Raw genomic sequence first — 24697 nt, forward strand, 5'->3', positions numbered from 1 at the left:
GTCGGTTCGGTGAAATCCGTGAGGGAACGTGACCAATAGAGTTGGGGGTGGGTGCATTCGCTGGAATGCGCCCACCCCCAACGTCTGATATAGGGAACCATCCTCAATCCCGCTGCGCAGGGCGGCTCCCGCGCTAGATCCTGTCGCGGAAGCCGTCCTGCACGAGATCGGACAGGTCGTTGAGCTCCTCGGTCGGCGTGACCTCCTTCTCGATGTCGTTCAGACCATCGTTGAGATCGGACGAGGCGTTGTACGGGCTGTCCAGAGCATACAGTTCATCCGTCAGATCGCTGTACTGCTGGTACTTGGCGTCGTCCATAAAGATGGAGTCGGCGCTGCCGAGCGCTTCCATCTTCGACATGATGTCGCCGAGCTTGGTCAGATAGTCCTTCATGGTGGTGCCGTATTCGGCGATCGGCTTGATCTTGGAGTTGCCGAGCTCGTCGAGCGCCGTCGTGCATCCCTTGACATACGAGTTGTACTGGCTGTAGTAGTCGTCGTCCGTGAAGGAGGCGGTCGGCGTCGAATCGCATGCCTTGGTGACGGCGCTCATCGCGATGGCCGTATCCGCCATGTTGTTGGCGAACGTGACGAACTTCTTCGCCTTCTTCTCGTACTTGTCATACGATTCCTTGACCTTGTCGTCCTTCTTGTAGACCTTCAGGTCGGTGAACTCCTTGTTTGCGTCCTCGTACTGTTTGATGTACTCCTTGATCTTCGCGGCATCGTCCTTATCGAACGTGGACTTGCTGTCGTACGTGGTCGCCAACGCCTTCGACATCTTCGAGCTGACGTTGCTGTACTTCGTGTACATCGTGGTCGTTTGCTTCTGACCGTCGAGATAATCGTCCGACGTGAGTTTGCCGGGCTGGACGACGACGAACACGACGATGAGCACGATCGCGACCACCGCGGCGATCGCGCCCACGATGATGCCGATCAGCGCGCCCTTCGACAGTCCCTTCTTCTTCGGGGGCTGGCCGGGGTACATGGGAGCACCCGGGTATGCGGGAGCGCCGGGAGCAGCCGGTGCACCGGGAACGGGGCCGGGCGCACCGGGAACGGGTCCACCCGGGTATGCGGGCGCTCCCGGAACCGGCGGCTGCCCGGGGTATGCGGGTGCGCCGGGGACGGGGGCGCCGGGGACGGGGCCGGGCGCGGCACCGGTCGCACCCCCGTCGGACGGGGGCTGCTGTGATGATCCGTTCGGGTCGGTGGGGGCGCCGGATTGGGAGCCTCCTGGCGCCTGTTGTGCGCCATCAGGCTGCCACGGTGCCGGCATCGCCTGGGCGGGCGGCGTCTGCTGGTCGTATCCGCCGTACTGCGGGGCATAAGCCTGCTGGCCGTACTGCTGGCCGTACTGCTGCCCGTAGGACGGGCCGTACTGCTGCCCGTAGGACGGAGTGTTCGGAATCTGATCGAAGGGGACTTGTCCGTTGTCCGTGGGGTTTGTGTCGCCGCCGCTGGCGTTGGGGTCGCTCATGAGCGTTCCTTTCGTTATCCTCCTCGCCACGTCATCAGGCGATGATGACGCTCCAACCACCGGGAGGCTGTTTTCAGCCTATCACCGGGCTTATTGCCAGCCAAGAATCAACGTGCCCCCTTGCCTATGTTCACCCCCTGTTCACTATCTCGTCTCTTTCCTTCGGCTTCGTGCCTCGTTCCTTTTCCATTCCGGTTGTGCCAACATACTGTCCGCAGTCGTGTCCAATTGCTGAACGGCCGCCGTGGGTGCCGGGCGGCCGCGAGTAACGTCTCGTGCCATGAGCGAAAACACCGCAACGAAGAAGTACACAATCGCCGTGATCCCCGGCGACGGCATCGGCAAGGAAGTTACCCCGTGGGCGCAGAAGGCGCTTGAGAAGGCGGCCGAAGGCGTGGCCGAATTCGACTACGAGCCCTTCGACCTTGGTGCCGAGCGCTACCTGCGCGACGGTTCCATCCTGCCCGAGGACGAGGAGGAGCGCATCAAGAAGACCGACGCGATCCTGCTCGGCGCCGTCGGCGATCCGCGCATCAAGGCCGGCATCCTGGAGCGCGGCCTGCTCCTCAAGCTCCGCTTCGACCTTGACCAGTACGTGAACCTGCGCCCGTCCAAGCTGTACAAGGGCGTCACCTCGCCGCTCGCGAACCCCGGCGACATCGACTTCGTCGTCGTGCGCGAGGGCACCGAAGGTCTGTACTGCGGCGCCGGCGGCGCAGTCCGTCGCAACACCCCGAACGAGGTGGCCACCGAGGTGTCCATCAACACCGCGTACGGTGTGGAGCGCGTCGTGCGCTACGCGTTCAAGCTCGCCATGAAGCGCCGCAAGCACGTCACGCTCGTCCACAAGAAGAACGTGCTCGTCAACGCCGGCGACATGTGGCAGCGCATCGTCGACAAGGTCGGCGAGGAGTACCCGGAGGTCACGCACGACTACTCGCACATCGACGCGGCCACGATCTTCCTCGTGTCCGACCCGTCGAAGTTCGACGTGATCCTCACCGACAACCTCTTCGGCGACATCCTCACCGACGAGGCCGGCGCCGTCGTGGGCGGCGTGGGCTACTCCGCCTCCGGCTGCATCAACGCCTCCGACGAATACCCGTCCATGTTCGAGCCGATCCACGGCTCCGCGCCGGACATCGCCGGCCAGAACAAGGCCAACCCGACCGCCGCGATCCTCTCCGCCGCCATGCTGCTCGAGCATCTCGGTTTCGACGAGGCCGCGCAGCGGATTCACAAGGCCGTCGAGGCGGACATCGAGGAGCTCGGCTCCACCGTCCGCACCACCGACCAGGTCGGCAAGGACATCCTCGCCCGCATGTGAGCGTGATTTTCCCCGACGCCCCGTTGCTCCGTTTTCCCGGTCGCTGGCGCTTGCCCAGCGGCGGATTCCACGGAGGAGCGGGGCGTTTTGCTATGGTGGCGGCATGGGCATGGAGAACATGATGCGTGGGGAGTGCAAGACGCCTGGCGGCAAACTGGTCGCGGTGACCGTCGAATCAGGGCGGGTCGCGGCGGCGGGGAAGACGCGCGTGCGCATCGACGGGGACTTCTTTATCGAGGCCGGCTCCGACGCGCAGGCCGACGCGCTTCTGCGCGACATCGAACGGTCGCTCTCTCGAATCATGGCTCCTTCCGCAGTGCCTCCCGACCGGATGCCGCCGGCCGCTGTGGCGACCGTCGTGCGCGACGCGATCGCCAGCCACCCGAACGCCCATCTCGTCGGCACCGATGCCGCCGCCATCGCCGCCGCCTACGCCCGCGCCGTCATCTCGCCCCCGCCTGCGGAATCTTCCGCTCAGGGGGAGAGGGGGGACGCCGTCGACTCTCCAGCCGTTGCGGCCGTTGCCGCGGATCTTTCCATCTCGCCCCCACCGGCGGAGGCTTCCGCGCAGCTGCTGGGGGTGGCCGCCGCGGACCCTGTCATCGCTCCCGGCGAGTCCGCCGACTTCGCCGCCCGCTGGTCCGCGCTCTGGCCGCGGCTCGACATCATCCACGACATTCCGCGCGAACCGGCCGAACAGATGGCGGTCGACGAGCGGTGGACACGCGAGGTCGCCGCGGGAACGCGTCCGCCCACCCTTCGCATCTGGGAGTGGAGTGCGCCGTGCGTGGTCGTCGGACGGTTCCAGTCCATCCGCGACGAAGTCCACGAGGACGTCGCGCGCGCCGAGGGAATCACGGTGGTGCGTCGCTGCACGGGCGGCGGCGCGATGTTCATCGAACCCGGCAACACCATCACCTATTCCCTGTATGCGCCGTTGTCGTTCGTCGCGGGACTGTCCGTCGAATCGTCGTATCGTCTGTGCGACCGGTGGCTCGTCGAGGCGCTGCGCGGGCTGGGGCTCGACGTGCGTTTCTCCGGTCTCAACGATCTCGCGTCGCAGCACGGCAAGATCGGCGGCGCCGCGCAACGTCGTTTCCCCGCGCCGCGCGTCCAAACGCGCGAGGCGGCGCGGGGAAGCGCGTCGGCGTCGGACGTGACGTGCGCGTCCGGTGCCGTACTTCATCACGTGACGATGGCGTACGACATCGACGCGGCGAAGATGGCGCGTGTGCTCAACGTGAGTCGCGAGAAGATGCGCGACAAGGCGGTCCGGTCGGCCGTCAAGCGCGTCGACCCGCTCAAAAGCCAGACCGGCATGATGCGTGCCGAAGTCGTCGCGCATCTGCTCGATTATTGCCGTGTGCGCCGGTCGCGCGCGTGACGGCGTGCGCCGACTGTATGCGTGACGGCGTGCGCCCGTCGTATCGGCACGTGTGTGACCGCTTACGGTACGTTCATGCGTGAGCCGCAAGGTGTGCGGTACAATGTTGCGGACGATGGTCGAGGATATCCGCGTGCCGACGGCGGAATCCGACGACATGATGATGGGATGGTGATGTGAGTTGGCGCAGAGGCCGAACGCGATGCCCGAAGAGGAGAACGTGCTGCTGCACACCGCGCTGTTCAAGCAGGTGTCGCCCGAACAGGCGGAGGAACTGATTCCGCATCTCAACCAGGCCGTGTACGACAAAGGCGAGGCCATCTTCGAGCAGGGCGGCACTGACCATCGCATGTATCTGCTGGAACACGGCCGCGTCAAGCTCGTGCGCGAATCGAATGACCATCGCATCCAGTTGCTGTCCATCCACGCGCCGGGCGAGGTGCTCGGCGAGATTCCCGTGTTCGATCCGACCGGCGGGCCGCGCACCGCTTCGGCATTGGCGATGAACCGCGGCACGCGCGTCGTATGGCTCGAACATGACGCCCTGTTCCATTGGCTCGACCAGCATCCGCGCGTCGCCATCGACATGCTGCAGGTGATGGCCGGCCGCATGCGATCCAACAACGAGCACATCTCCGACCTCGTGTTCATGGACGTGCCCGCTCGACTGGCCAAGACGCTCATCAACCTCGCTTCCCGGTTCGGCGAGCCGGTCGAGGCGGGGCTCAAGGTGCCGCACGACCTCACGCAGGAGGAGATGGCGCAGCTCGTCGGCTCAAGCCGCGAAACCGTGAACAAGGCGCTGATGGACTTCGCGAACCGCGGGTGGATCGCGCGTGAGGGGCGTTCGATCATCATCTACCAGCCGGGCATGCTGATCCGCCGTTCACGGCGCTGACCTTTCGGCGCCCTCCCCGGCGGCGTTCAGGGAGTGCGGTTCCTGTGAATGATTCCATGTGTCGTGGCATGAGGACGACTCCGGTAGACCCACCCACTTAGAATGGGGCGCATGCCGAAAAAGAAGTCCCTTACCGTTCGACGTGTGCTCACTTTGCTGTTGACCTATATCATGCTGTGCGTCGGCGGTGGCGTGGTGGTGGCCACGCTGGTTTCCCCCGCCGTATTCGCCGCGAATTCGGTGGCCAAGGCCGTGGTGCCGTCGCTCAAGGTCGAGGGCGTCGATTTCGATGTGACCTCCCTGCCGCAGAAATCCGTGATGTACGCCTCCGACGGCACCACGAAGATCGCGGAGTTCTACGCCGACAACCGCACCGTCGTGCCGATCAAGAACATCTCCAAAGTCATGCAGCAGGCCGTGGTGGCGCGTGAGGACCGCCGCTTCTTCAAGCATCACGGCGTCGACGTGCAGGGCGTCATGCGCGCCTTCTTCCAGACGTTCGTGAAGAAGGGTGATACGCAGGGCGGTTCCACGCTCACCCAGCAGTACGTGAAGAACGTGCTCGCCATGCAGGCCCGCGAGGACGACGACCCGATCGCCGAGTACCATGCCTCCGAGCAGACCGTCGCGCGCAAGGTGCGTGAGATGCTCATCGCCGTGCAGATGGAGAAGCAGTATTCGAAGCTGGAGATTCTCCAGGGCTATCTCAACATCGCCCAGTTCGGCAACCACAACCTGTACGGCGTGGAGAGCGCCGCGAAGCGCTACTTCAACACTTCCGCCAAGGACCTCAACGTCGTGCAGGCCGCGACCATCGCCGCCATCACGAAGAACCCCGCGAAGTACGATCCGACGAGCGACGAGAACCTCAAGGAGTCCGAGAAGCAGCGCAACATCGTGCTCGACCTCATGCTGCAGGAAGGCTACATCACCCAGAAGCAGCATGACGAGGCCTACAAGACGCCGCTCAAGGACACGCTCAACGTGCAGTCCATCGACTCCGGCTGCCAGGTGGCCGGCGACGCCGCGTTCTTCTGCGACTACGTGACCCGTCAGATCCTCAAGAACAAGGAGTTCGGCGCCACCGAGGAAGACCGCAACAAGCTGCTCAAGGAGGGCGGCCTGTCCATCGTCACCACGATGGACGTGAACGCCAACAACGCCGCCATGCAGGCGGCTCGCGACACCGTGCCTCCGAACGATCCGACCGGCTTCGAGATCGCCATCGCCGCGATCAGGCCCGGCACCGGCGAAGTGCTCGGCTTCGGCATCAACCGCACCTATGACGCCACCGATCTGGCGAAGATCGATTCGACGCGAACGGCCGTGAACTATGCGGTCGACGAACAGGACGGCGGCGGCTGGGGCTTCCAGCCTGGTTCCACGTGGAAGCCGATCAACCTGGTCGCGTGGATGCAGCAGGGCAAGTCCATCAACCAGTATCTGCGCACGTACACCGCCTACAACACCGCCAGCTTCAGTTGTAACGGCTATGGGTTCGCCGGCACGTGGAACGTGCAGAACTCGGGCGGCGGCACCTCGAACGAAAGCCCGCTGCAGGGCCTCGTGCTCTCGCACAACACCACCCAGGCCTCGATGACCCAGCAGATCGGCCTGTGCTCCATCGCGGACGCGGCCAAGTCGATGGGCTACCACAATTCCATCCAGGGCCATGAGGACGTCTACGACTCCAACTCGTTCCAGCCGCCGATGGTGATCGGCACCGTGCAGGCCTCGCCGCTGACCATGGCGAACGTGTACGCGACGATCGCCGCCAAGGGCGTGGAGTGCACCCCGATCGCCATCACCAAGATGACCGACCGCGCCGGCAAGAACTACAAGGTGCCGTCCGCGAACTGCCATCAGGCCATCGATCCGGAGATCGCCGAGACCGCGGCATACGCCATCAACCAGGGCGTCGTCCGCTCCGGCGGCAACGCCGTGGACGCCCAGCTGAGCGGCGGGCGCAAGACCTTCGCGAAGACCGGCACCAACGAGGACACGTACATGCTCACCGCGGGATTCATCCCGCAGGTGGCGGCGTTCGTGGCCGTCGGCAACGCCGAGTCGCCGCAGTCGTTCAACTACAAGACCATCAACGGCATCTACCATCCCACCTGGTACGGCATGTACGTCGCGGAGCCCGCATGGAAGCAGTTCATGCAGACCTACGTGGATACGGCCGGCATCCCGATCGACAACAGCTACGGTAACCCGAGCTCGAAGTATACGGGCGGCGGCACCACGTACAGCAACACCGGGTCGAGCGGCACCACCACGCAGCAGGGTACGACGACCCAGCAAGGCACGACGGGGGCCACCACCCAACAGCAGGGCACGACGGGTACGACCACGCAGCAGGATGCGACGACCCAGCAAGGCACCACCACCCAACAGGGGCAGTGACCGGTTTTTGTGATCGCTTCCTGCTTCCGAACGCCCACCGTATATCCATACGGTGGGCGTTCGGCGTTCATTCAGCCGCGTTCGTACAATAATCAAGGGAAGTCAATCACGGATCAGGGGGATCGCAATGACGGACAACACAACGGCATACGGCAGTGACGCGGGAGAAGGCGCAGCGAGCGTCGAAGGCCCCAGCGGATTCGATTTCCGCGGCCTTGACGTGCCGAACATCAGCGCAGCGGCAGATTCCGATGCGGCAGGCAATCCTGCCGGAAAGCCGGACGGCAGCGGCAAGGGGAAGGGCAAGAAATCGAAGGGCGGCAGCGGCAAGTCCGCCGGCAAACTCGGCAAAACCGGCAAGTCCGCCGGTAAGTCCGCCGGTAAGTCCGGCAAAACCGCCAAGTCCACGGTGAAGACCGACGGCTCCGAGCGCGACATCGACGGGAACGGCCCGCTGCTGTTCCGTCCGATGACGCTGCGCGGTCTGACCATCCGCAACCGTATCTGGCTGCCGCCGATGGATACCTATTCGGCGTTTGCACAGGACGGCCGTCCGACGCCGTTCCACTACCAGCATTACGTGTCGCGCGCGATGGGTGGCTTCGGCATGATCATCGCCGAGGCGACCGCCGTCGCGCCTGAGGGGCGTATCTCGCCGAACGACGTGGGACTGTGGGCCGATTGGCAGATCGATTCGTGGAAGTGGATCGTCGACGGCATCAAGGAGACCGGTGCCGTGGCCGCCATCCAGCTCAACCACGCCGGACGCAAGGGGTCGACCGGCTCGTTCACCGTCGGCTACGAGCGCGAGACCGTGCCGGCCGAAGCGGGCGGCTGGCAGACCGTCGCCCCGAGCGCCATCCCGTTCGGCGGCTATGCGAAGCCGCGCGCTCTCTCCATCGACGAGATCCACGGACTGGTCGGCGCGTTCGCCGCCGCCGCGGGGCGTGCCGTGGCTGCCGGATTCCAGGCGATCGAGATCCACGCCGCCCACGGCTATCTCATCTCCCAGTTCCTCGACCCGCTGAGCAACGAGCGTGACGACGAATACGGTCGAGGCTTCGAGGGGCGTATTCGTTTCCTACTGGAGGTCGCCGACGCGATTCGCGGCGTGATTCCGGACGACATGCCGTTGCTCGTGCGCGTCTCCGCCACCGATTGGGCGGCGGGCGGTTGGGACCTCGACCAGACGGTCGCGCTCGCGCAGATCCTCAAGGAGCACGGCGTGGATCTGGTGGACGTGTCCACCGGCGGCATCGTCTCCGGTGTGACGGTTCCGGTCAAGCCCGACTACCAGGTACCGTTCTCGGCGCAGGTGCGCAAGCGCGCCGAAGTGCCGGTCACCGCGGTGGGACTCATCACCAAGCCGAAGCAGGCGGAGAAGGTGCTCGCCAAGGGCAAGGCAGATGCGATCGAGATTGGACGCGCCGCGTTGCGCGACCCGTACTGGCCGTTGCGCGCCGCCGCCAAACTCGGCGTGCCCGTCACCGAGGCTCCCTATCAGCCGCAGTACGTGCGCGGCGCCTACTGACCGGGGCTCCCGGCCGGGCCTACCAGCCTGGCCGGCCAGTCTGGCCTACCAGTCTGGCCGGGAACCGACTAGACTGGACGACCATGAGTTACGTTTCGGATAGCTTCTGGCATGACGCGGTCAACAAGGCGACCTGCGACCTGTTCACCTTCGGCTACAAGCACGTCATCAAGCCCAATTTCGTGTTCAACGTGCCGCCGGACGAGGCGCACGACCGTATGATCGCGTTCTGCCGCGTGGTCAAGCATGTCCCGCCGCTGCTGTGGGCGGAACGCACGATGCTCAACTACACCGATCCGATTCTTGAGACCACGGTGATGGGCGTCGACTTCGCGAATCCGTTCGGCCTGTCCGCCGGACTCGACAAGAACTGCGATATGCCGGTTCTGCTCGACAACGCCGGTTTCGGCTTCGAGACGGTCGGCTCCACCACGTCCCGCCCGTGCCCCGGCAACGCGAAGCCGTGGTTCCATCGTCTGCCCGAATACGATTCGATGATGGTGCACGTGGGACTGGCGAACATCGGCTCCGACAAGGTCATCGACCGCGCGGAGAAGGCGTGGACCCACGCGCACGACATGCAGGTGTCCGTGTCGATCGCCCGCACCAACGACCGGTACTGCGGCGACCTTGACGAGGGCATCGAGGATTATTGCGTTTCGATGCGCCGCGCCGCCGGCCGTACCGCGATGGTCGAAGTGAACGTGTCCTGCCCGAACACGCACGTGGGCGAACCGTTCACCGCTTCGCCCGAGGCGCTCGACAAGCTGTTCACCGCGCTCGACAAGATCGACCGACCGCAGCCGACGCTCGTCAAGATGCCGCTCAACAAGCCGTGGGAGGAATTGCGTGACCTGCTCGACGTGCTCGCCGAGCACAACGTGCAGGGCGTCTCGCTCGCCAATCTCAACAAGGACCGCACCGGTTTGGCCATTCCGCACGAGTGGGAGGGTGGTCTGTCCGGCGGTCCGTGCACGGCGCCCAGCGAGGCGTTGGTGGCGAAGGTGCGCCGCGAGTACGGCGACCGGTTCGCGATCGCCGGCATCGGCGGCGTGTTCACGCCCGAACAGGCGTACGCGAGGATTCGCGCCGGCGCCGACCTGGTGATGTTCATCTCGTCGCTCATGTACCGCGGACCCCAGCAGATCACGGTCCTGAAGCGTGGTCTCGCCGAGCTGCTGCGCCGCGACGGGTTCTCGTCGGTCTCCGAAGCCGTCGGCGTCGACGTCGACTGACGTTCCTATGTGAACCACGGGTGTGCGCTTCAGGCCGGTCACGTATGCTATGTGACCGGCCTATGTTGTTTTTTGTGCGCTAACGTTTGCAAAATTACGGAAATGGGACGAGAAACGCACAACTCGGTTTGATGTATGGGCGATTGTGTGCGATAATGTTCACATGATATCGTCACAACGTCAACACCTGATACTGAGCAGGCTACGCACCAGAGGTGCCGTGCGTATCACGGCCCTCAGCAAGGAACTCGGCGTTTCCGCGATGACCATCCGCCGCGATATCGCCGAACTCGCCGACAAGGGACTGCTGAAACGCGTCCATGGCGGCGCAGTCACCACCAGCACGCTGCTGAGCGAACCGTTGTTCTCCGTGAAGTCGCAGATGGACATCGGTCTCAAGGACGCCATCGCGCAGGAGGCCGTCAAATACGTGGCCCCCGGCGACGTGATCGCCATCGGCGGCGGCACCACCGCCTACGTTTTCGCTCAGCACCTGCTGGAAAGCCAGCAGGCCGCCGGCATCACCATCCTCACCAATTCGATTCCCGTCGCCGAGCTTGTGCAGGCGCTTGAATCGAAGGACGTGGAGGTGATCGTCACCGGAGGCGTCATCACGAGGTCGAACTCGCTTGTCGGCCCCATCGCCGACAAGGTCGTCGCCTCGCTGCGCGTCAACACCGTCTTCCTCGGCACGCACTCCGTGTCGATCCCCCGCGGCTTCCTCATGCCCAACTCGCTGGAAGCCGCCACCGATATGGCGATGATGGACATCGCCGATCGCACCATCATCTTGACCGACCACACCAAGTGGAGCTGCACATCACTGTCGCTGTTCGCGCGGTTCGACCAGGTGGACACGGTCATCACCGACGACGGTCTCGACCCCGATACCGCCGCCAAAACGAAGGAACTGGTCAAAGAGCTCGTGCTGGCCGAACAGACCGAGCCCGTACAGGAAAGTGAGCAGGAATAACCATGACCGAATTCGCAGCCTACGAGCCGGGTGCATACGCGAAGGAGCACATCCGCATCACGCCGACGACGCTCGCCGACGGACGCGACTTCTTCTACCTCGACGACGATCCCGAATACGTCTCCGGTGCGAAGACCCGCGAGCTCAAGGATCCGCGCGACCTCGCCTACCGCTTCAGCAACCAGCTGAACGCCGCCGGCGAAGAGGTGCCGTACGCGGCCCCCGAGATGCGCCGCGACCCGTTGACCGGCGATTGGATCCCGATGGCGACCGCGCGCATGAACCGCCCGATCACCGCCGGCCCCGGCGCCACCGCCAAGGGCAATCCGCTGGCCGCCCGCAAGCCCGGCGACCCGTACCAGGACGGCGAGGTGCCGGACACCGATTACAACGTCGTCGTGTTCGAGAACCGATTCCCGTCGATGGTGCGCGTGCCCGGCCGTTCCGAAGACGTCACCTACGTCGACGGCAACCCGCTGTGGGAGAAGAAGATGGCCGCCGGCCGCTGCGAGGTCATCTGCTTCGACCCGAACGAGCATGGCCTGCCCGCCGACCTGCCGGTGAGCCGTCTGCGCACCGTCGTCGAGGCGTGGGCGTTCCGCACCGCCGAAATCTCGAAGATGGACGGCATCGAGCAGATCTTCCCGTTCGAGAACCACGGTGCCGAGATCGGCGTCTCCCTCGCCCACCCGCACGGCCAGGTCTACTGCTACCCGTTCATCGCCCCGAAGATGGAGCAGGAGCTCAAGCAGACCGAGGCATACCACGAGAAGACCGGTGGCAACCTGCTCAAGGACCTGATGAACGCCGAGCTGGAGGCCGAGGAACGCGTCATCATGCGCAACCACAGCTGGGTCGCCTACGTGCCGGCCGCCGCCCGCTGGCCCCTCGAAGTGCATGTGGCGCCGGTGCGTGACGTGCTCACCCTCGACCAGCTCGACGACCAGGAGCGTTGGGACCTCGCCTCCATGTACTCGCACCTGCTCAAGCGCGGCAACGCGTTCTTCGACAAGGGTGACGGCAAGGGCATGGACCTGCCGTACATCGCCGCCTGGCACCAGGCCCCGATCCACGATCCGCGCCGCGAGAACTACCGCCTCAACCTGCAGTTCTTCTCGTTCCGCCGCGCCGCCAACAAGATCAAGTACCTCGCCGGCTCCGAATCCGGCATGGCCGCCTGGATCTCCGACACGACCCCGGAACTCATCGCGAAGCGCTTCCACGAGCTCGGCGACGTCGACATCGCCGACTGATCCCATCCGCCCCGGCTCCCTGCACCCCCTCCGCGGGGAGGGGAAGGGGTCGCCGGGGCACTCCACATGTTCCACAAACCAAGGAAGGACAAAAACACCAATGGCTGCTGTTGAATTCATCGAACCGATTTCCCACGAGGAGGGCGTCTCCGAGGCGACGAAGCTGTTCGTCGACACCTACGGCTCCGCGCCGGAAGGCGTGTGGGCCGCCCCGGGCCGCGTCAACCTGATCGGCGAGCACACCGACTACAACGCGGGCCTGTGCCTGCCGATCGCGCTGCCGCAGCGCACGTTCATCGCGCTCAAGCCGCGCGAGGACACCAAGGTGCGCGTCGTCTCGTCCATCTCCCCGGACAAGGTCGCCGAAGCCGACCTCGACGGGCTCAAGGCCCGCGGCGTGGACGGCTGGGCCGCCTACCCGGTGGGCGTGGCGTGGGCGCTGCGCGAGGCCGGCTTCTCCCAGGTCAAGGGCTTCGACGCCGCGTTCGTCTCCTGCGTGCCGCTCGGCTCCGGCCTGAGCTCCTCCGCCGCCATGACCTGCTCGACCGCGCTTGCCCTCGACGACGTGTATGGCCTCGGCTACGGCGACTCCGACGCCGGCCGCGTGACCCTCATCAACGCCGCCATCAAGTCCGAGAACGAGATGGCCGGTGCCTCCACCGGCGGCCTCGACCAGAACGCCTCGATGCGCTGCACGCCCGGACACGCGCTGCTGCTCGACTGCCGTCCCGAGCTCACGCCGCTGGAGAACGTCTCCCAGCAGGAGTTCGACCTCGACAAGTACGGTCTCGAACTGCTCGTCGTCGACACCCAGGCCCCGCACCAGTTGAACGACGGCCAGTACGCCCAGCGCCGCGCCACCTGCGAGGAGGCTGCGAAGGTCCTCGGCGTCGCCAACCTGCGCGTCGCCGCCGACGGCATCGCCAAGGCCGACGACCAGTTCCAGGCGCTCAAGGAGACGCTCGACGCGCTGCCCGACGAGACGATGAAGAAGCGCGTGCGCCACGTCGTCACCGAGATCGAGCGCGTGCGCTCCTTCGTGCGCGCCTTCGCCCAGGGCGACATCGAATCCGCCGGACGCCTGTTCAACGCGTCCCACGATTCGCTCGCCGCGGACTACGAGGTCACCGTGCCGGAGCTCGACGTGGCCGTGGACGTGGCCCGCCACAACGGCGCCTACGGCGCCCGTATGACCGGCGGCGGCTTCGGCGGCTCCATCATCGCGCTCGTCGACAAGGGCCGCTCCCAGGAGGTTGCCCAGAAGATCGCCGACGAGTTCGAGCAGCGTGGCTTCCACGCGCCGCGCGCGCTGGCCGCATACGCCGCCGCGAGCGCCTCCCGCGAGGCGTGAGCCTTTCACGATCGTGCCCCCGCTTGGGAAAGGTGCTGCGCAATGCGATCTGGCGAGCATCGCGAGGCATGAGCCTTTGATGATTGCGCCCCCGCTGGCGGGGGCTGTCGGCGATAGCCGACTGGGGGTGGTCACGGTTGGCAATCCGAACGACCACCCCCAGTCATGCCATGCATGACAGCCCCGCCAGCGGGGGCGAATTTCTGTTAGGGGCCGATTCCTTTCAGTCGCGCGGTGTCTAGTCGCGCGGCACGCGGATCATCGCCTCCTGGGCGATGGCGGCGACCAGCTCGCCATCCTGCGAATACACCTTCGCCGTGCCGAGCCCGCGGCCGTGCGCGGCGGTCGGCGTGTCCTGCACGTACAGATGCCACTGGCAGATGTCCACGTCGCGATACCACCACATCGAATGGTCGATCGACGCGTAGGCGATGCCCGGCGTGGAAATCGACAGTCCGGCGCGACGCAGCACCGGTTCCATCATCACCTGATCGCATCCGAGCGCCAGCATCGCACGATGCATGAGCTGCGGTGCCTCGATCTCCCCATCGGCGCGCATCCACACCATCTGCTTGCCGGAATCGGCTTCCGCGGACTCCTTGTCCGGACCAAGCATGATCGTCGGCGTGATGTGCCGGATATCGAATGGGGATTTCCTCACATAGTAGTTCGCGAACGGCGACTTGCCGGCGAACGGCTCCATGAGCTCCTTCGCGCTGGTGAGCGACTCCGGATCGGGCAGGTCGGTCGGCATCGGATCGGAGAATTCGACACCCTCCTGACCCGTCACCTGGAACGAGGCGATCGCCGTGAGAATCGACCCCTCCGCCTGCGTGACGTTCACGCGGCGTGCGGAGAACGATCGTCCGTCACGCAGCTTCTCCACGTCGAACAGCAGGTCCTGACGGATGTCGCCGGGGGCGATGAAATACCCGTGGATCGAATGCGGCAGACGGTTCGCCGGCACCGTCTTCGCCGCCGCCATCAACGACTGGGCGATCACCTGGCCGCCGTACACGCGACCGGTGGGGAAGTAGAGGCTTTCGCCGTTCACATACGTGTGGTTGCGGTAGTCGGAGGGCCTGCCCAGCCTGAGCACCTTCACCAGATGTTCCAGCGGTGTGATGGTGTCGTCGGTCATGCTCGTCTCCCTTGTACTTCGATGGTTCTTCGATTATCCGATGCCTCCGACTGTAACGGCCGGGCGTTAAGGACATCGGGGACGATTGTAACGAGCGTGTGAGCCATGTGAACATGCGGTTATGCCGCCGGAATGCGGAAGGGCTCCCCAAGAGGGGAGCCCTTCCGGTTGGTAAAGCGCAGGCAGCGGGGACGATCAGACCCTGGTCAGCTTGCGGTGCAGGCGGTGCGGGCGGGCCGCGTCCTCGCCGAGGCGGGCGACGCGGTTCTCCTGGTACGCCTGGAAGTTGCCCTCGAACCAGTACCACTTGGCCGGGTTCTCGTCATCGCCCTCCCACGCGAGGATGTGCGTGGCGACGCGATCGAGGAACCAACGGTCGTGGGAGATCACGACGGCGCAGCCCGGGAAGCCGAGCAGCGCGTTCTCGAGCGATTCCAGCGTCTCGACGTCGAGGTCGTTCGTGGGCTCGTCGAGCAGCAGCAGGTTGCCGCCCTGCTTCAGGGTCAGGGCCAGGTTGAGTCGGTTGCGCTCACCACCGGAGAGCACACCGGTCAGCTTCTGCTGGTCGGAGCCCTTGAAACCGAAGCTCGCCACGTAGGCGCGGGTCGGCACTTCGACGCCCGCCACCTCGATGAAGTCGAGGCCACCGGAGACCGCCTCCCACAGGTTCTTGTTCGGGTCGAGTCCCGCGCGGTTCTGGTCGACGTAGCTGATCTTCACCGTGTCGCCGATTTTCAGCTCGCCGGAGGTGAGCGGCTCGAGGCCGACGATCGTCTTGAACAGCGTGGACTTGCCGACGCCGTTCGGGCCGATCACGCCGACGATGCCGTTGCGCGGCAGCGTGAAGGACAGATCGTCGATGAGCACGCGGTCGCCGAACGCCTTGTGGATGTGCGTCGCTTCGAGCACCGTGGAGCCCAGGCGCGGGCCGGCCGGAATCTGGATCTCGGAGAAGTCGAGCTTCTTGTTGTTGCGCGCCTCCTGCTCCATCTGGTCATAACGCTCCAGACGGGCCTTGTTCTTGGCCTGACGGGCCTTCGGCGAGGAGCGCACCCAGTCGAGTTCGTTCTTCAGGCGCTTGGCGAGCTTCGCGTCCTTCGCGCCCTGGATCTCCATACGCTTCGCCTTGGTCTCCAGGTACGTGGAGTAGTTGCCCTTGTACGGGTACAGGTGGCCGCGGTCCACCTCGCAGATCCACTCGGCCACGTTGTCCATGAAGTAACGGTCGTGGGTGACGGCGATGACGGCGCCCTTGTACTGGTGCAGGAACTGCTCCAGCCACAGGATCGACTCGGCGTCGAGGTGGTTGGTGGGCTCGTCGAGCAGCAGCAGGTCGGGGGCTTCGAGCAGGAGCTTGCACAGGGCCACGCGGCGGCGCTCGCCACCGGAGCACACGTTCACCGGGGTGTCCGGATCCGGGCACTGCAGGGCGTCCATCGCCTGCTCGAGCTGCGAGTCGAGATCCCAGCCGTTCGCGGCGTCGATCTCGGTCTGGAGCTTGCCCATCTCCTCCATGAGCGCGTCGAAGTCGGCGTCCGGGTTCGCCATCTCCTCGCCGATCTTGTTGAAGCGGTCGACCTTCTGCGCGATGTCGCCGAACGCCATCTTGATGTTCTCGCCCACGGTCTTCGTGTCGTCCAGCGGCGGCTCCTGCTGCAGGATGCCGACCGTGAAGCCCGGGGTGAGCGTGGCCTCGCCGTTGGACACGGTCTCAAGGCCGGCCATGATCTTGAGCAGCGTGGACTTGCCCATGCCGTTCGGGCCGACCACGCCGATCTTCGCGCCGGGCAGGAAGCTCAGGGTCACGTCGTCGAGGATGACGCGGTCGCCGAACGCCTTGCGCGCCTTGATCATCTGATACACGAATTCTGCCATTGGTTGCAGCTTCTCCTTACAGAGTGTTGGAATTCCGCTGTTTGCTAGTCTGTCTTCGGTTCGGCCGGGCGTGATCCACGCCGTGGGTGACGTGCGTCGTGGCGTGTCTCCCCCGGGTGCCGTCCACTGCGCGGCGTGTTGTCCGCATAGCGGTCGTATCCGTGCCAAACCACCGCCCACCATGCTATCGGAAGGGCTGGAATGTGGCGATCCCGCAGGGTTGCGTTCACGGCGATCGGCACGGCGGATCGAGCGCGTCGCCCTCCACGGTGGATGGCCGGTTATCTCGGAGTCATCTTCACGGAGAACAACGCCTTGAGCATCATGCCGAGCTGCTTGCCGGAATTGGCCTTCTGCAGGTTCTCGTCGAAATCGTTGATGTCGTATCCGCCGAAGCACGCCAGCGACGCCATGCGCTCCGGGTGCGCGTTGGCGAAATCCTGCGCCAGCACGGCTCCGAGCGAGACGCCGACCACATGGGCCTTCGGCGCCTGTTCGTCGTCGAGGATGCGTTCCAGCCAGCCGGCCATGTCGGTCAATCCGCCCTTGGTTCCGCGTTCCGGAATGGATGCGCCGTGCCCGATGATGTCCACGGCGATCACGTTCATGCCCAGACGGTCTGCGAAATAGGAGCTCTGGTCGTCGAACATCCGATGATCCACGAACGCCGCATGCAGCAGCAGCGCCCATTGCCCGGCGAGACGTCGCCCGGCGGGATCGCCGTCCGTGTCGCGCGGCGTCGATGGGCGTCGGACATAGTAGGTGATCGGTGAATGTTCCAAACGTCTGGTTTCGGTCTCCGTGATTGCCGTTGTCGAAGTCATGGCGTTATCCCCTTCCGCGTCACTTCGTCATGCCGCTTGCCGTAACATGTTCCACGCTATCACGCATATGTTGCGGCCCGCTGCACGAATCGTCGCAAACGGGACACGAATGGTCGCCTCCGGCCGCCCTGCGGCATTCCGCGAATCCATATCATGGGGGCATCGAACAACGAAGTCCCCTACGAAAGAGGTATCGATGACGGAACGCAACGCAACGGAACGCAACGTGGCGATGACCCGTGGCACGGCGCTGGTGCTTGTGCACGGCGACCAGTTCCACCTGACCAACGGCGCGGTGAGCTACATCCTCGCCGCCAACGACGAGGGCAAGCTCCTCAACCTGTACGTGGGCGCCGCGGTGCCGGATCGTGAGGATTTCGGCTATCTCGTCGAACTGCAGCACCGTCCGGTGTCGTCCTGCCCGATCGAGGGCGACCTGATGTACTCGCTGGAGCATCTGCGTCAGGAGTTCCCCGAATACGGGACGTCCGACTACCGTCGTCCGGCGATCTCCATCCGTCAGGGCAACGGGTCGACCATCACCGACCTCCGGTATGCCGGCCACCGCATCATCCCCGGCAAACCGGCTCTGGAAGGACTGCCCGCCACCTATGTGGACGACGAGTCCGAGGCGACGACGCTGGAGATCGACCTGCGCGACGGTCCCACCGGCGTCGTGGTCACGCTGGACTACACCATCATGCGCGATCTGCCGGTCATCGCGAGGTCCGTGCGCGTGCGCAACGACGGCACCGAACCGGTGGTCGTCGAACGCCTGGAAAGCCTGAACCTCGACCTGCCGGACAGCGACTACGAGATGACCGAACTGACCGGCGCGTGGGCGCGCGAACGCGCCATCCGCCGCCAGCGGCTGCATCACGGCACGCAGGCCATCGAATCGCTGCGCGGCGCCAGCGGCCACTTCGCCAACCCCGTCGCGGCGTTCGCGCGCCCGGATACGACGGAGGCGCACGGCGAGGTCATCGGCGTCGGCTTCGTATACTCGGGCAGCTACACGATCGGCGCGCAGGTCGATTCGTACGACGTGACCCGTCTCCAGGTCGGCTTCGACGATCTGACGTTCCGCTGGCATCTGGGCGTCGGCGAATCCCTCCAATCGCCGGAGGCGGTGCTGACGTACGGCCGCGACGGCTACGACGGCATGAGCCAGGCGTTCCACCGTCTGGTGCTGCGCCATCTGGTGCGCGGGCCGTGGCGTGACCGCGAACGGCCGATCCTCATCAACAACTGGGAGGCCACGTACTTCGACTTCGACGAGGAGAAGCTCGTCTCGATCGCGGCCAAGGCCAGGGACGCCGGCGTCGAGCTGTTCGTGCTCGACGACGGCTGGTTCGGCGAGCGCAACGACGACACCGCCGGTCTGGGCGACTGGACGCCGAACAGGACGCGCCTGCCCGAGGGACTGGGCCGTCTGTCGCGCCGCATCAACGATCTGGGCATGAAGTTCGGCCTGTGGTTCGAACCCGAGATGGTCAACAAGGACTCCGACCTGTACCGGGCGCACCCCGATTGGGTCATCCGCACGCCCGGACGCCATGAGTCCCACGGGCGCAACCAGTACGTGCTCAACTTCGCCGATCCGCAGGTGGTGGACGCGATCTACGACCGGATGTACGAGCTGCTGTCCGGCGCGAACATCTCCTACATCAAGTGGGACATGAACCGCAACATCACGGAGGCGTACGACGTCACGCGCGGTTCGGAGCATCAGGGCGAGGTGTTCCACCGCTACATCCTCGGCGTCTACGCGCTGCACGAGCGCCTGCTCCGGGTGTTCCCGGACCTCATCATCGAAGGGTGCGCGTCGGGCGGCGGCCGTTTCGATCTCGGCATGCTGTACTACGTGCAGCAGATCTGGGCCAGCGATGATTCCGACGCCGTGGAGCGCATGAAGATCCAGTACGGCACGAGCCTGTTCTACCCGCTCGCGGCGATCGGCGCGCACGTCTCCATCGTGCCGAACCATCAGACCGGACGCGTCACCCCGATCGATACGCGTGCGAACGTCGCCATGTTCGGCACGTTCGGCTTCGAACTCGATCTGTCCCGGCTCACCGCGGACGAATACGCGCGGGTCGAGGACGAGACGGCGTTCTTCAAGCGGTATCGCGAGGTGATTCACACCGGTTCGTTCCACCGTCTCGTCTCCCCGTTCGAAGGGGAGCGCGACAAGACCGCATGGATGGTGGTCTCCGGGGACCGTCGCACGGCGATCGTCGCGGACTACCGCATCCTCACCCATCCGAACACCGCCTACACGCGCCTGTATCCGCGCGGTCTGGATCCGAAGACTGTGTACCGCGTCTCCTGCACCGGTCCGAGTTCCATCGACGGCGGCATGTTCACCGGCGCCGAACTGATGAATGTCGGTCTGGTCAGCTCCGACGCCTCGTCCGGACAGCCAGGCGACGGCAACCCGCTCGGCGGCACCGCCGACTTCACCTCACGTCTGTTCGTGCTTGACGCCGTCGACTGACCGTCGCCGTTTTCGTCTGATTCGCGTTTTCGTCCGTTTCCCGATTGATTTTCCCGTAGCGAAGGAGCCATCATCATGTCCAAGTCCACCGCGCAATCATGGATCGTCAAGGCCGCGGTCCTATCCATCTCACTGCTGCTGACCAGCGCCCCGGCCATCAACGGCGCCCTGCCGTTCATGCAGGAGGCGATGGGCACCAACGCCGCGCAGAACGAGATCCTCTCCACGCTGCCGAGCCTGGCCGTGGTCGTATTCATCTTCCTGTCCAGCTGGTTCGAGCGCATGCTCGGCATGAAGCGCGTGATCTGCCTCGGCCTGCTGCTGGCCGGAGCGGCCGGCATCGTGCCGATGTTCACCAGCGCGTATCCGATCATCTTCGCCAGCCGGCTGCTGCTCGGCTGCGGTCTGGGTCTGTACAACTCGCTGGCCGTCAGCCTGATTAACGCGCTGTACGACGGCGACACCCGCGCCACGCTGCTCGGCTTCCGCAATTCGATGGAAAGCATCGGCCAGACCGTGCTCACCATCATCGCCGGACTGCTGCTGAACCTCGGCTGGCATTTCTCATTCGCCATCTACCTGTTCGCGTTCCCCGTGATGCTGTTCTTCTGGTTCAGCGTGCCGGAAGCGGGCGGACGGGATGATGGTGCCTCCACCTCGGCCGGCGCCGCCGGCGACGCCGTGGACGCCGACGAGAAAATGAACCCGTTCGTGTACGCGCTGATGATGTTCGCCGTCATCCAGGTGCTCAACTCCCTGTCCATGACCGTCCGATTCCCCTCGATCGCCGCCCGCATCATGGGTTCCGACTACAACTCCAGCTTCCTGCTGTCCCTCATGCCGATGCTGGGCATCATCTCCGGCTTCCTGTTCGGTCTGCTCAACAAGGTCATGGGCAAGTACGTGCTGTATCTGGGGCTCGTCATCTACGCGGCCTCCGACCTGCTCATGGGCTTCTCCGGCGACAGCTTCGCGCTGGCCGTGACCGGTCTGTTCCTCTCCGGATTCCCGGGGTCCCTGTGCTTCCCGTACATCTTCAACACGCTCGGCGACATCACCGGTCCCAAAACCGGCACGATGGCCACGTCGCTGATCTTCGTGGGCTGCAACATCGGCAACTTCGCCGCGCCCATCGTCATGAACGGCATCCAGGCCATCCTGCGCACCGATTCCCTGACCGTCCCGTTCCCCGTGTACGCGGTCGTCTTCCTGATGATTCTCGCCGGTGTGATCGTGCATGACGTGAGGTCGCGCAAGGGGAATGCCGTCGCCTGATCCCGGTCCGATCCCGGTCCGATCCCGCCTTTCGACCGGTTCGCCGCCCGCGCCCGGGGCCGGAGCCATGTTCCCGATGGACATGTCCCCGCCCCGGGCGCCTCCATGCCGGGCCTACAATGGACATCCTAGAATCCTAGAATATTAGGTTGTTCGACGGCAATCCGGAAGGAAGGGCGATCGTGGAGAAGGCGCTGTTCTACATGCTGCACCCCAGTCATCCGATGAGGGGCCTCGGCTTCTCGTTCTGCGGCCTGTCGCAGACGCAGCCGTCGCACTCCTTCGGACCGGCGATGCGCGACACCTACATCATCCACGTCATCCTCAGCGGCGAGGGCGAACTGTGGTCGAAGGGCACCCGTTACCGGCTGCATCAGAACGAGGGATTCGTGATCCGTCCCGACGACTCCTCGTCCTATCAGGCCTCCGCCACCAATCCCTGGACGTACCTGTGGATGGGATTCGGCGGCGAGGACGTGGAGTTCTACATGCGCAGCCTGGGATTGGGGCCCGGCCGCGACGCCTTCCGCGTGCGCGGGGCCCTGCCGTTCCTGAACCTGATCATGCAGTGCTACTCCTATGCCGGCGGATCGGTGGAGGACGAACTCAAACTGCACTCCATCGCCTACGACTTCCTCCACCTGCTGAGCGAACAGCTGCTCAAGGAAAGCGTGCCGGAGGTGGCGGCGCCATCCAGTGACGTCATCAGGAACGCGATCGAATACATGACCGCGCACTATGCGGAAGGCATCGGCGTCGCCGAGGTCGCCAGGGCGCTGAACGTCGACCGCAGTTACCTGTCGCGCGAATTCCGTCTGGAGGTCGGCATGACCGTCAGGGACTATCTCGACCAGATCCGCATGACCAAGGCCTGCGACCTGCTGAGCCTGAGCGACATCGCCATCGCCGAGGTCGCCCAACGATGCGGATACGGCAGCACGGACCTGTTCTTCCGCAAGTTCAAGGCCGCGCAGCGGACCACACCCACCCAGTACCGGCAGATCCGCAAGACCATGAACAACGGGCTCAACATCGACATCGATTTCTTCAAGGCGATCTTCCAGCACTGAGGGTGCGGATGCCGGGCGGATAGGTCATCGGTCCGTCGTTGGCCCATCGCCTTGACGTGGGCCGGTCGCCGATGCGACGGGGACCGTGACGGCATCGGAGTGAGCTGCTTCGGCAGTGTCCTCGGTATCATCGTCCCTCCTTGAATGATGATTCATCAGTGGGAATCATGCAGATTCATCAGTGGGAATCATGCAGATTCATCAGTGGGAATCATGCAGATTCATCAGTGGGAATCATGCAGATTCATCAGTGGCCTGGGAGCCGTGGCCTCGGCGCTGCTTGTGGGGCGTCTGGTCAACGTGTTCAACCGCCGCATCAGCTTCATCGGCGCACTCGTGCCGCAGAAGTAGGCGGACGCCCGTTTCCGTCCGAATGAGTTTCGCGTAACATTCGCCCGTACGATTGCCTTTGTTCGATATACAACAATCGTCACGGAACGGAGGAACCTCACGCATGGACGGACGGAACGGACGCGATACGCGACACGATACGCAGAACGCGCGAGCGGCACGGGCGGGGGAGTCCGTCGAAACCTCGCAATCCGCGCAGGACTCCGTATCCGTGCGGGCCGTCGCGTCCGAGCGTGACTCCGAGACCGTGCGAAACGCCAAACGCGGCGTTCCCGCGCGCCTCGTCGTCTGCGTCGTCGCGCTCGCCATCCTCACGTTCCTCGGCATCCTGTCCGAAACGTCGCTCAACATCGCCTACTCGACATTGATGGCCGAATTCTCGATCGGCGCATCCACCGTGCAGTGGCTCACCACCGGCTACCTGCTGCTCCTGTCCGTCGCGATCCCGAGCTCGCCGTTCATGGTGCGCCGCTTCGCCACGAAGACGTTGTTCGTCACGGCGGTCGCGATCTTCACCGTGGGCACGCTGATCGGCGCGCTCGCCGTGAGCTTCCCGATGCTGCTCGCCGCGCGTCTCGTCATGGCGCTCGGCACCGGCATCTCCCTGCCGCTCATCACCACGATCATCCTGGAGAAGGCGCCGCTCGAACAGCGCGGCGCGATGCTCGGCATCGTGAGCCTCGTCACCTGCGCCGCGCCCGCCATCGGCCCCGTGTTCGGCGGCATGGTGATGGAATGGCTCGACTGGCATTGGATCTTCTACACGATGCTGCCGTTCCTCGTCGTCGCGTTCGCGCTCGGCGTCGCCACCGTACCGGAGATCCGGCATCCGGGCGACGCGGAACAGGCGCGCATCAGCGTGCCGTCGCTGCTGCTCGTCGCGGCGGGGCTTGCCGGACTCATCGTCGCGGTGAGCTTCTTCGCCGCGTGGAACGGCGACTGGCGGTTCTGGGCGACGCTCGCGGCATCCGTCGCCGTACTCTCCGTGTTCGCGGTTGCACAGCTGAAGGCGGAACACCCACTCGTCGAAGTGCGTGTGTTCGGCTATTCCGGATTCACGCTCGGCATGCTCATCCTGCTCATGGCCTCGGGCGGCGTGCTCGGCCTCAACTTCATGCTGCCGATCCTGCTGCAGCGCGGCTTCGGCTTCGGCTCGCTCGTCGCCGCGCTTATCCTGCTGCCCGGCGCGGTGGTCGGCGCGATCGCCGCCCCGATGATCGGCGGCGCGCTCAAGGGGCATTTCCCGCCGAAGTTCATCCTGTGCGGATTCCTTGGAGTCACGGTGATGGACGTCGTCCTCATCGTCGCCTACCGCAACGTGTGGGCGGTCGCCGTCGCCTACGCGCTGTTCATGGCGGCATCCGGATTCGTGCTCGTGCCCGACCAGACGCACGCGCTGAACCAACTGCCCGCGCGCCTCAACGCGGATGGGTCGGCCGTGATGAACACCATCCAGCAGCTCGCCGGCGCGGTCGGCACCGCCGTCGCCAGCACGCTGATCACCGAATTCTCGGCCGCGGCCGCACGCGGTGGCTCGGGGGCGTCTCAGGTGCCGCGGGCGTCTCAGGTGCCGCGGGCGTCGCAGTCCGACGCCTATCTGCTGGGATTCTCGTGGAGCATGTGGGTCATCGCCGGCATGGCCGTATGCGGCGCGATCCTCGCTGCGCTCATGTTCCGCTTCTCCGCGCGTCGCCCGCCCGAACTGGAGGCGGTGACGGCGTAGAGGCGGGTTGCCTCGGGGATGGTAGGTCGAGTCGGTTTGGTCGGTGCCGGTGGAAGACGGAACCTCTGGAATCGGCCTGCGACCGGCGCGGAACCGTCCC

18 protein-coding genes are annotated in these 24697 nt (G+C 65.0%); 14 read left to right on the forward strand and 4 right to left on the reverse strand.

Annotation, left to right across the window (positions count from 1 at the left end; translation table 11 throughout):
• Nucleotides 1-133 precede the first annotated feature (133 nt).
• Entirely contained in the window at nt 134-1483 is a 1350-nt protein-coding gene (locus AC1AYR_RS06940; protein WP_476512069.1) for a hypothetical protein, read from the reverse strand.
• 280 nt (nt 1484-1763) lie between these two features.
• Between AC1AYR_RS06940 and AC1AYR_RS06945 the strand changes: the two genes are divergently transcribed.
• From AC1AYR_RS06945 to galK, 9 genes are all read left to right on the forward strand, one after another.
• Complete coding sequence (locus tag AC1AYR_RS06945) at nt 1764-2810, forward strand: 3-isopropylmalate dehydrogenase (protein ID WP_476512070.1); 1047 nt, start codon at nt 1764-1766, stop codon at nt 2808-2810.
• A 103-nt stretch (nt 2811-2913) separates the two neighbouring features.
• Entirely contained in the window at nt 2914-4194 is a 1281-nt protein-coding gene (locus AC1AYR_RS06950; protein WP_476555150.1) for a lipoate--protein ligase family protein, read from the forward strand.
• A gap of 202 nt (nt 4195-4396) precedes the next feature.
• Nucleotides 4397-5092 (forward strand): Crp/Fnr family transcriptional regulator, encoded by a 696-nt coding sequence (locus AC1AYR_RS06955; protein ID WP_476512095.1) that lies wholly within the window; start codon nt 4397-4399, stop codon nt 5090-5092.
• A gap of 111 nt (nt 5093-5203) precedes the next feature.
• Nucleotides 5204-7498: a transglycosylase domain-containing protein gene (locus tag AC1AYR_RS06960; protein ID WP_476512071.1), complete on the forward strand. Its 2295-nt coding sequence runs from the start codon at nt 5204-5206 to the stop codon at nt 7496-7498.
• A 127-nt stretch (nt 7499-7625) separates the two neighbouring features.
• Nucleotides 7626-9029 (forward strand): NADH:flavin oxidoreductase/NADH oxidase, encoded by a 1404-nt coding sequence (locus AC1AYR_RS06965; RefSeq protein ID WP_476512072.1) that lies wholly within the window; start codon nt 7626-7628, stop codon nt 9027-9029.
• 83 nt (nt 9030-9112) lie between these two features.
• A complete protein-coding gene (locus tag AC1AYR_RS06970; RefSeq protein ID WP_476512073.1) occupies nt 9113-10264 on the forward strand; it encodes a quinone-dependent dihydroorotate dehydrogenase in 1152 nt (383 codons plus the stop codon).
• Between the two features lie 163 nt (nt 10265-10427).
• A complete protein-coding gene (locus tag AC1AYR_RS06975) occupies nt 10428-11237 on the forward strand; it encodes a DeoR/GlpR family DNA-binding transcription regulator (protein ID WP_034526657.1) in 810 nt (269 codons plus the stop codon).
• A gap of 2 nt (nt 11238-11239) precedes the next feature.
• On the forward strand, nt 11240-12490 hold the full coding sequence (galT, locus tag AC1AYR_RS06980) for a galactose-1-phosphate uridylyltransferase (RefSeq protein WP_476512074.1): 1251 nt from the start codon (nt 11240-11242) through the stop codon (nt 12488-12490).
• A 100-nt stretch (nt 12491-12590) separates the two neighbouring features.
• Nucleotides 12591-13841 (forward strand): galactokinase, encoded by a 1251-nt coding sequence (gene galK, locus AC1AYR_RS06985; RefSeq protein WP_476512075.1) that lies wholly within the window; start codon nt 12591-12593, stop codon nt 13839-13841.
• Between the two features lie 238 nt (nt 13842-14079).
• On the opposite strand, the gene AC1AYR_RS06990 is transcribed toward galK, so the two are convergent.
• From AC1AYR_RS06990 to AC1AYR_RS07000, 3 genes are all read right to left on the reverse strand, one after another.
• A complete protein-coding gene (locus AC1AYR_RS06990; protein ID WP_476512076.1) occupies nt 14080-14982 on the reverse strand; it encodes an acyl-CoA thioesterase in 903 nt (300 codons plus the stop codon).
• Between the two features lie 195 nt (nt 14983-15177).
• Nucleotides 15178-16857 (reverse strand): energy-dependent translational throttle protein EttA, encoded by a 1680-nt coding sequence (ettA, locus tag AC1AYR_RS06995; RefSeq protein WP_476512077.1) that lies wholly within the window; start codon nt 16855-16857, stop codon nt 15178-15180.
• Between the two features lie 281 nt (nt 16858-17138).
• The gene (locus tag AC1AYR_RS07000) at nt 17139-17681 is read right to left on the reverse strand and encodes an alpha/beta fold hydrolase (RefSeq protein WP_476512078.1); all 543 of its coding nucleotides are present in this window, start codon (nt 17679-17681) and stop codon (nt 17139-17141) included.
• 196 nt (nt 17682-17877) lie between these two features.
• On the opposite strand from AC1AYR_RS07000, the gene AC1AYR_RS07005 reads away from it, so the two are divergent.
• The 5 genes from AC1AYR_RS07005 to AC1AYR_RS07025 all read left to right on the forward strand — a co-directional run bounded on the left by AC1AYR_RS07005 (nt 17878) and on the right by AC1AYR_RS07025 (nt 24597).
• The gene (locus AC1AYR_RS07005; protein ID WP_476512079.1) at nt 17878-20178 is read left to right on the forward strand and encodes an alpha-galactosidase; all 2301 of its coding nucleotides are present in this window, start codon (nt 17878-17880) and stop codon (nt 20176-20178) included.
• Between the two features lie 75 nt (nt 20179-20253).
• On the forward strand, nt 20254-21453 hold the full coding sequence (locus tag AC1AYR_RS07010; RefSeq protein WP_476512080.1) for an MFS transporter: 1200 nt from the start codon (nt 20254-20256) through the stop codon (nt 21451-21453).
• A gap of 149 nt (nt 21454-21602) precedes the next feature.
• Nucleotides 21603-22523 carry an AraC family ligand binding domain-containing protein gene (locus AC1AYR_RS07015; RefSeq protein ID WP_476512081.1) on the forward strand — a complete coding sequence of 307 codons (921 nt, stop codon included), beginning with the start codon at nt 21603-21605 and terminating at the stop codon, nt 22521-22523.
• A gap of 213 nt (nt 22524-22736) precedes the next feature.
• Entirely contained in the window at nt 22737-22874 is a 138-nt protein-coding gene (locus tag AC1AYR_RS07020; RefSeq protein ID WP_476512082.1) for a hypothetical protein, read from the forward strand.
• 103 nt (nt 22875-22977) lie between these two features.
• Nucleotides 22978-24597, forward strand: coding sequence for an MDR family MFS transporter (locus AC1AYR_RS07025; protein ID WP_476512083.1), 1620 nt, complete (start codon nt 22978-22980; stop codon nt 24595-24597).
• Nucleotides 24598-24697: the final 100 nt, after the last annotated feature.

Source organism: Bifidobacterium sp. LH_417 (assembly GCF_056357035.1).

Excerpts from the sequence above, each read along its gene's own strand:
- AC1AYR_RS06940 (WP_476512069.1), bottom strand. The coding sequence starts at position 1,483 with ATGAGCGACCCCAACGCCAGCGGCGGCGACACAAACCCCACGGACAAC.
- AC1AYR_RS06945 (WP_476512070.1), top strand. The coding sequence starts at position 1,764 with ATGAGCGAAAACACCGCAACGAAGAAGTACACAATCGCCGTGATCCCC.
- AC1AYR_RS06950 (WP_476555150.1), top strand. The coding sequence starts at position 2,914 with ATGGGCATGGAGAACATGATGCGTGGGGAGTGCAAGACGCCTGGCGGC.
- AC1AYR_RS06955 (WP_476512095.1), top strand. The coding sequence starts at position 4,397 with ATGCCCGAAGAGGAGAACGTGCTGCTGCACACCGCGCTGTTCAAGCAG.
- AC1AYR_RS06960 (WP_476512071.1), top strand. The coding sequence starts at position 5,204 with ATGCCGAAAAAGAAGTCCCTTACCGTTCGACGTGTGCTCACTTTGCTG.
- AC1AYR_RS06965 (WP_476512072.1), top strand. The coding sequence starts at position 7,626 with ATGACGGACAACACAACGGCATACGGCAGTGACGCGGGAGAAGGCGCA.
- AC1AYR_RS06970 (WP_476512073.1), top strand. The coding sequence starts at position 9,113 with ATGAGTTACGTTTCGGATAGCTTCTGGCATGACGCGGTCAACAAGGCG.
- AC1AYR_RS06975 (WP_034526657.1), top strand. The coding sequence starts at position 10,428 with ATGATATCGTCACAACGTCAACACCTGATACTGAGCAGGCTACGCACC.
- galT (WP_476512074.1), top strand. The coding sequence starts at position 11,240 with ATGACCGAATTCGCAGCCTACGAGCCGGGTGCATACGCGAAGGAGCAC.
- galK (WP_476512075.1), top strand. The coding sequence starts at position 12,591 with ATGGCTGCTGTTGAATTCATCGAACCGATTTCCCACGAGGAGGGCGTC.
- AC1AYR_RS06990 (WP_476512076.1), bottom strand. The coding sequence starts at position 14,982 with ATGACCGACGACACCATCACACCGCTGGAACATCTGGTGAAGGTGCTC.
- ettA (WP_476512077.1), bottom strand. The coding sequence starts at position 16,857 with ATGGCAGAATTCGTGTATCAGATGATCAAGGCGCGCAAGGCGTTCGGC.
- AC1AYR_RS07000 (WP_476512078.1), bottom strand. The coding sequence starts at position 17,681 with ATGACTTCGACAACGGCAATCACGGAGACCGAAACCAGACGTTTGGAA.
- AC1AYR_RS07005 (WP_476512079.1), top strand. The coding sequence starts at position 17,878 with ATGACGGAACGCAACGCAACGGAACGCAACGTGGCGATGACCCGTGGC.
- AC1AYR_RS07010 (WP_476512080.1), top strand. The coding sequence starts at position 20,254 with ATGTCCAAGTCCACCGCGCAATCATGGATCGTCAAGGCCGCGGTCCTA.
- AC1AYR_RS07020 (WP_476512082.1), top strand. The coding sequence starts at position 22,737 with ATGCAGATTCATCAGTGGGAATCATGCAGATTCATCAGTGGCCTGGGA.
- AC1AYR_RS07025 (WP_476512083.1), top strand. The coding sequence starts at position 22,978 with ATGGACGGACGGAACGGACGCGATACGCGACACGATACGCAGAACGCG.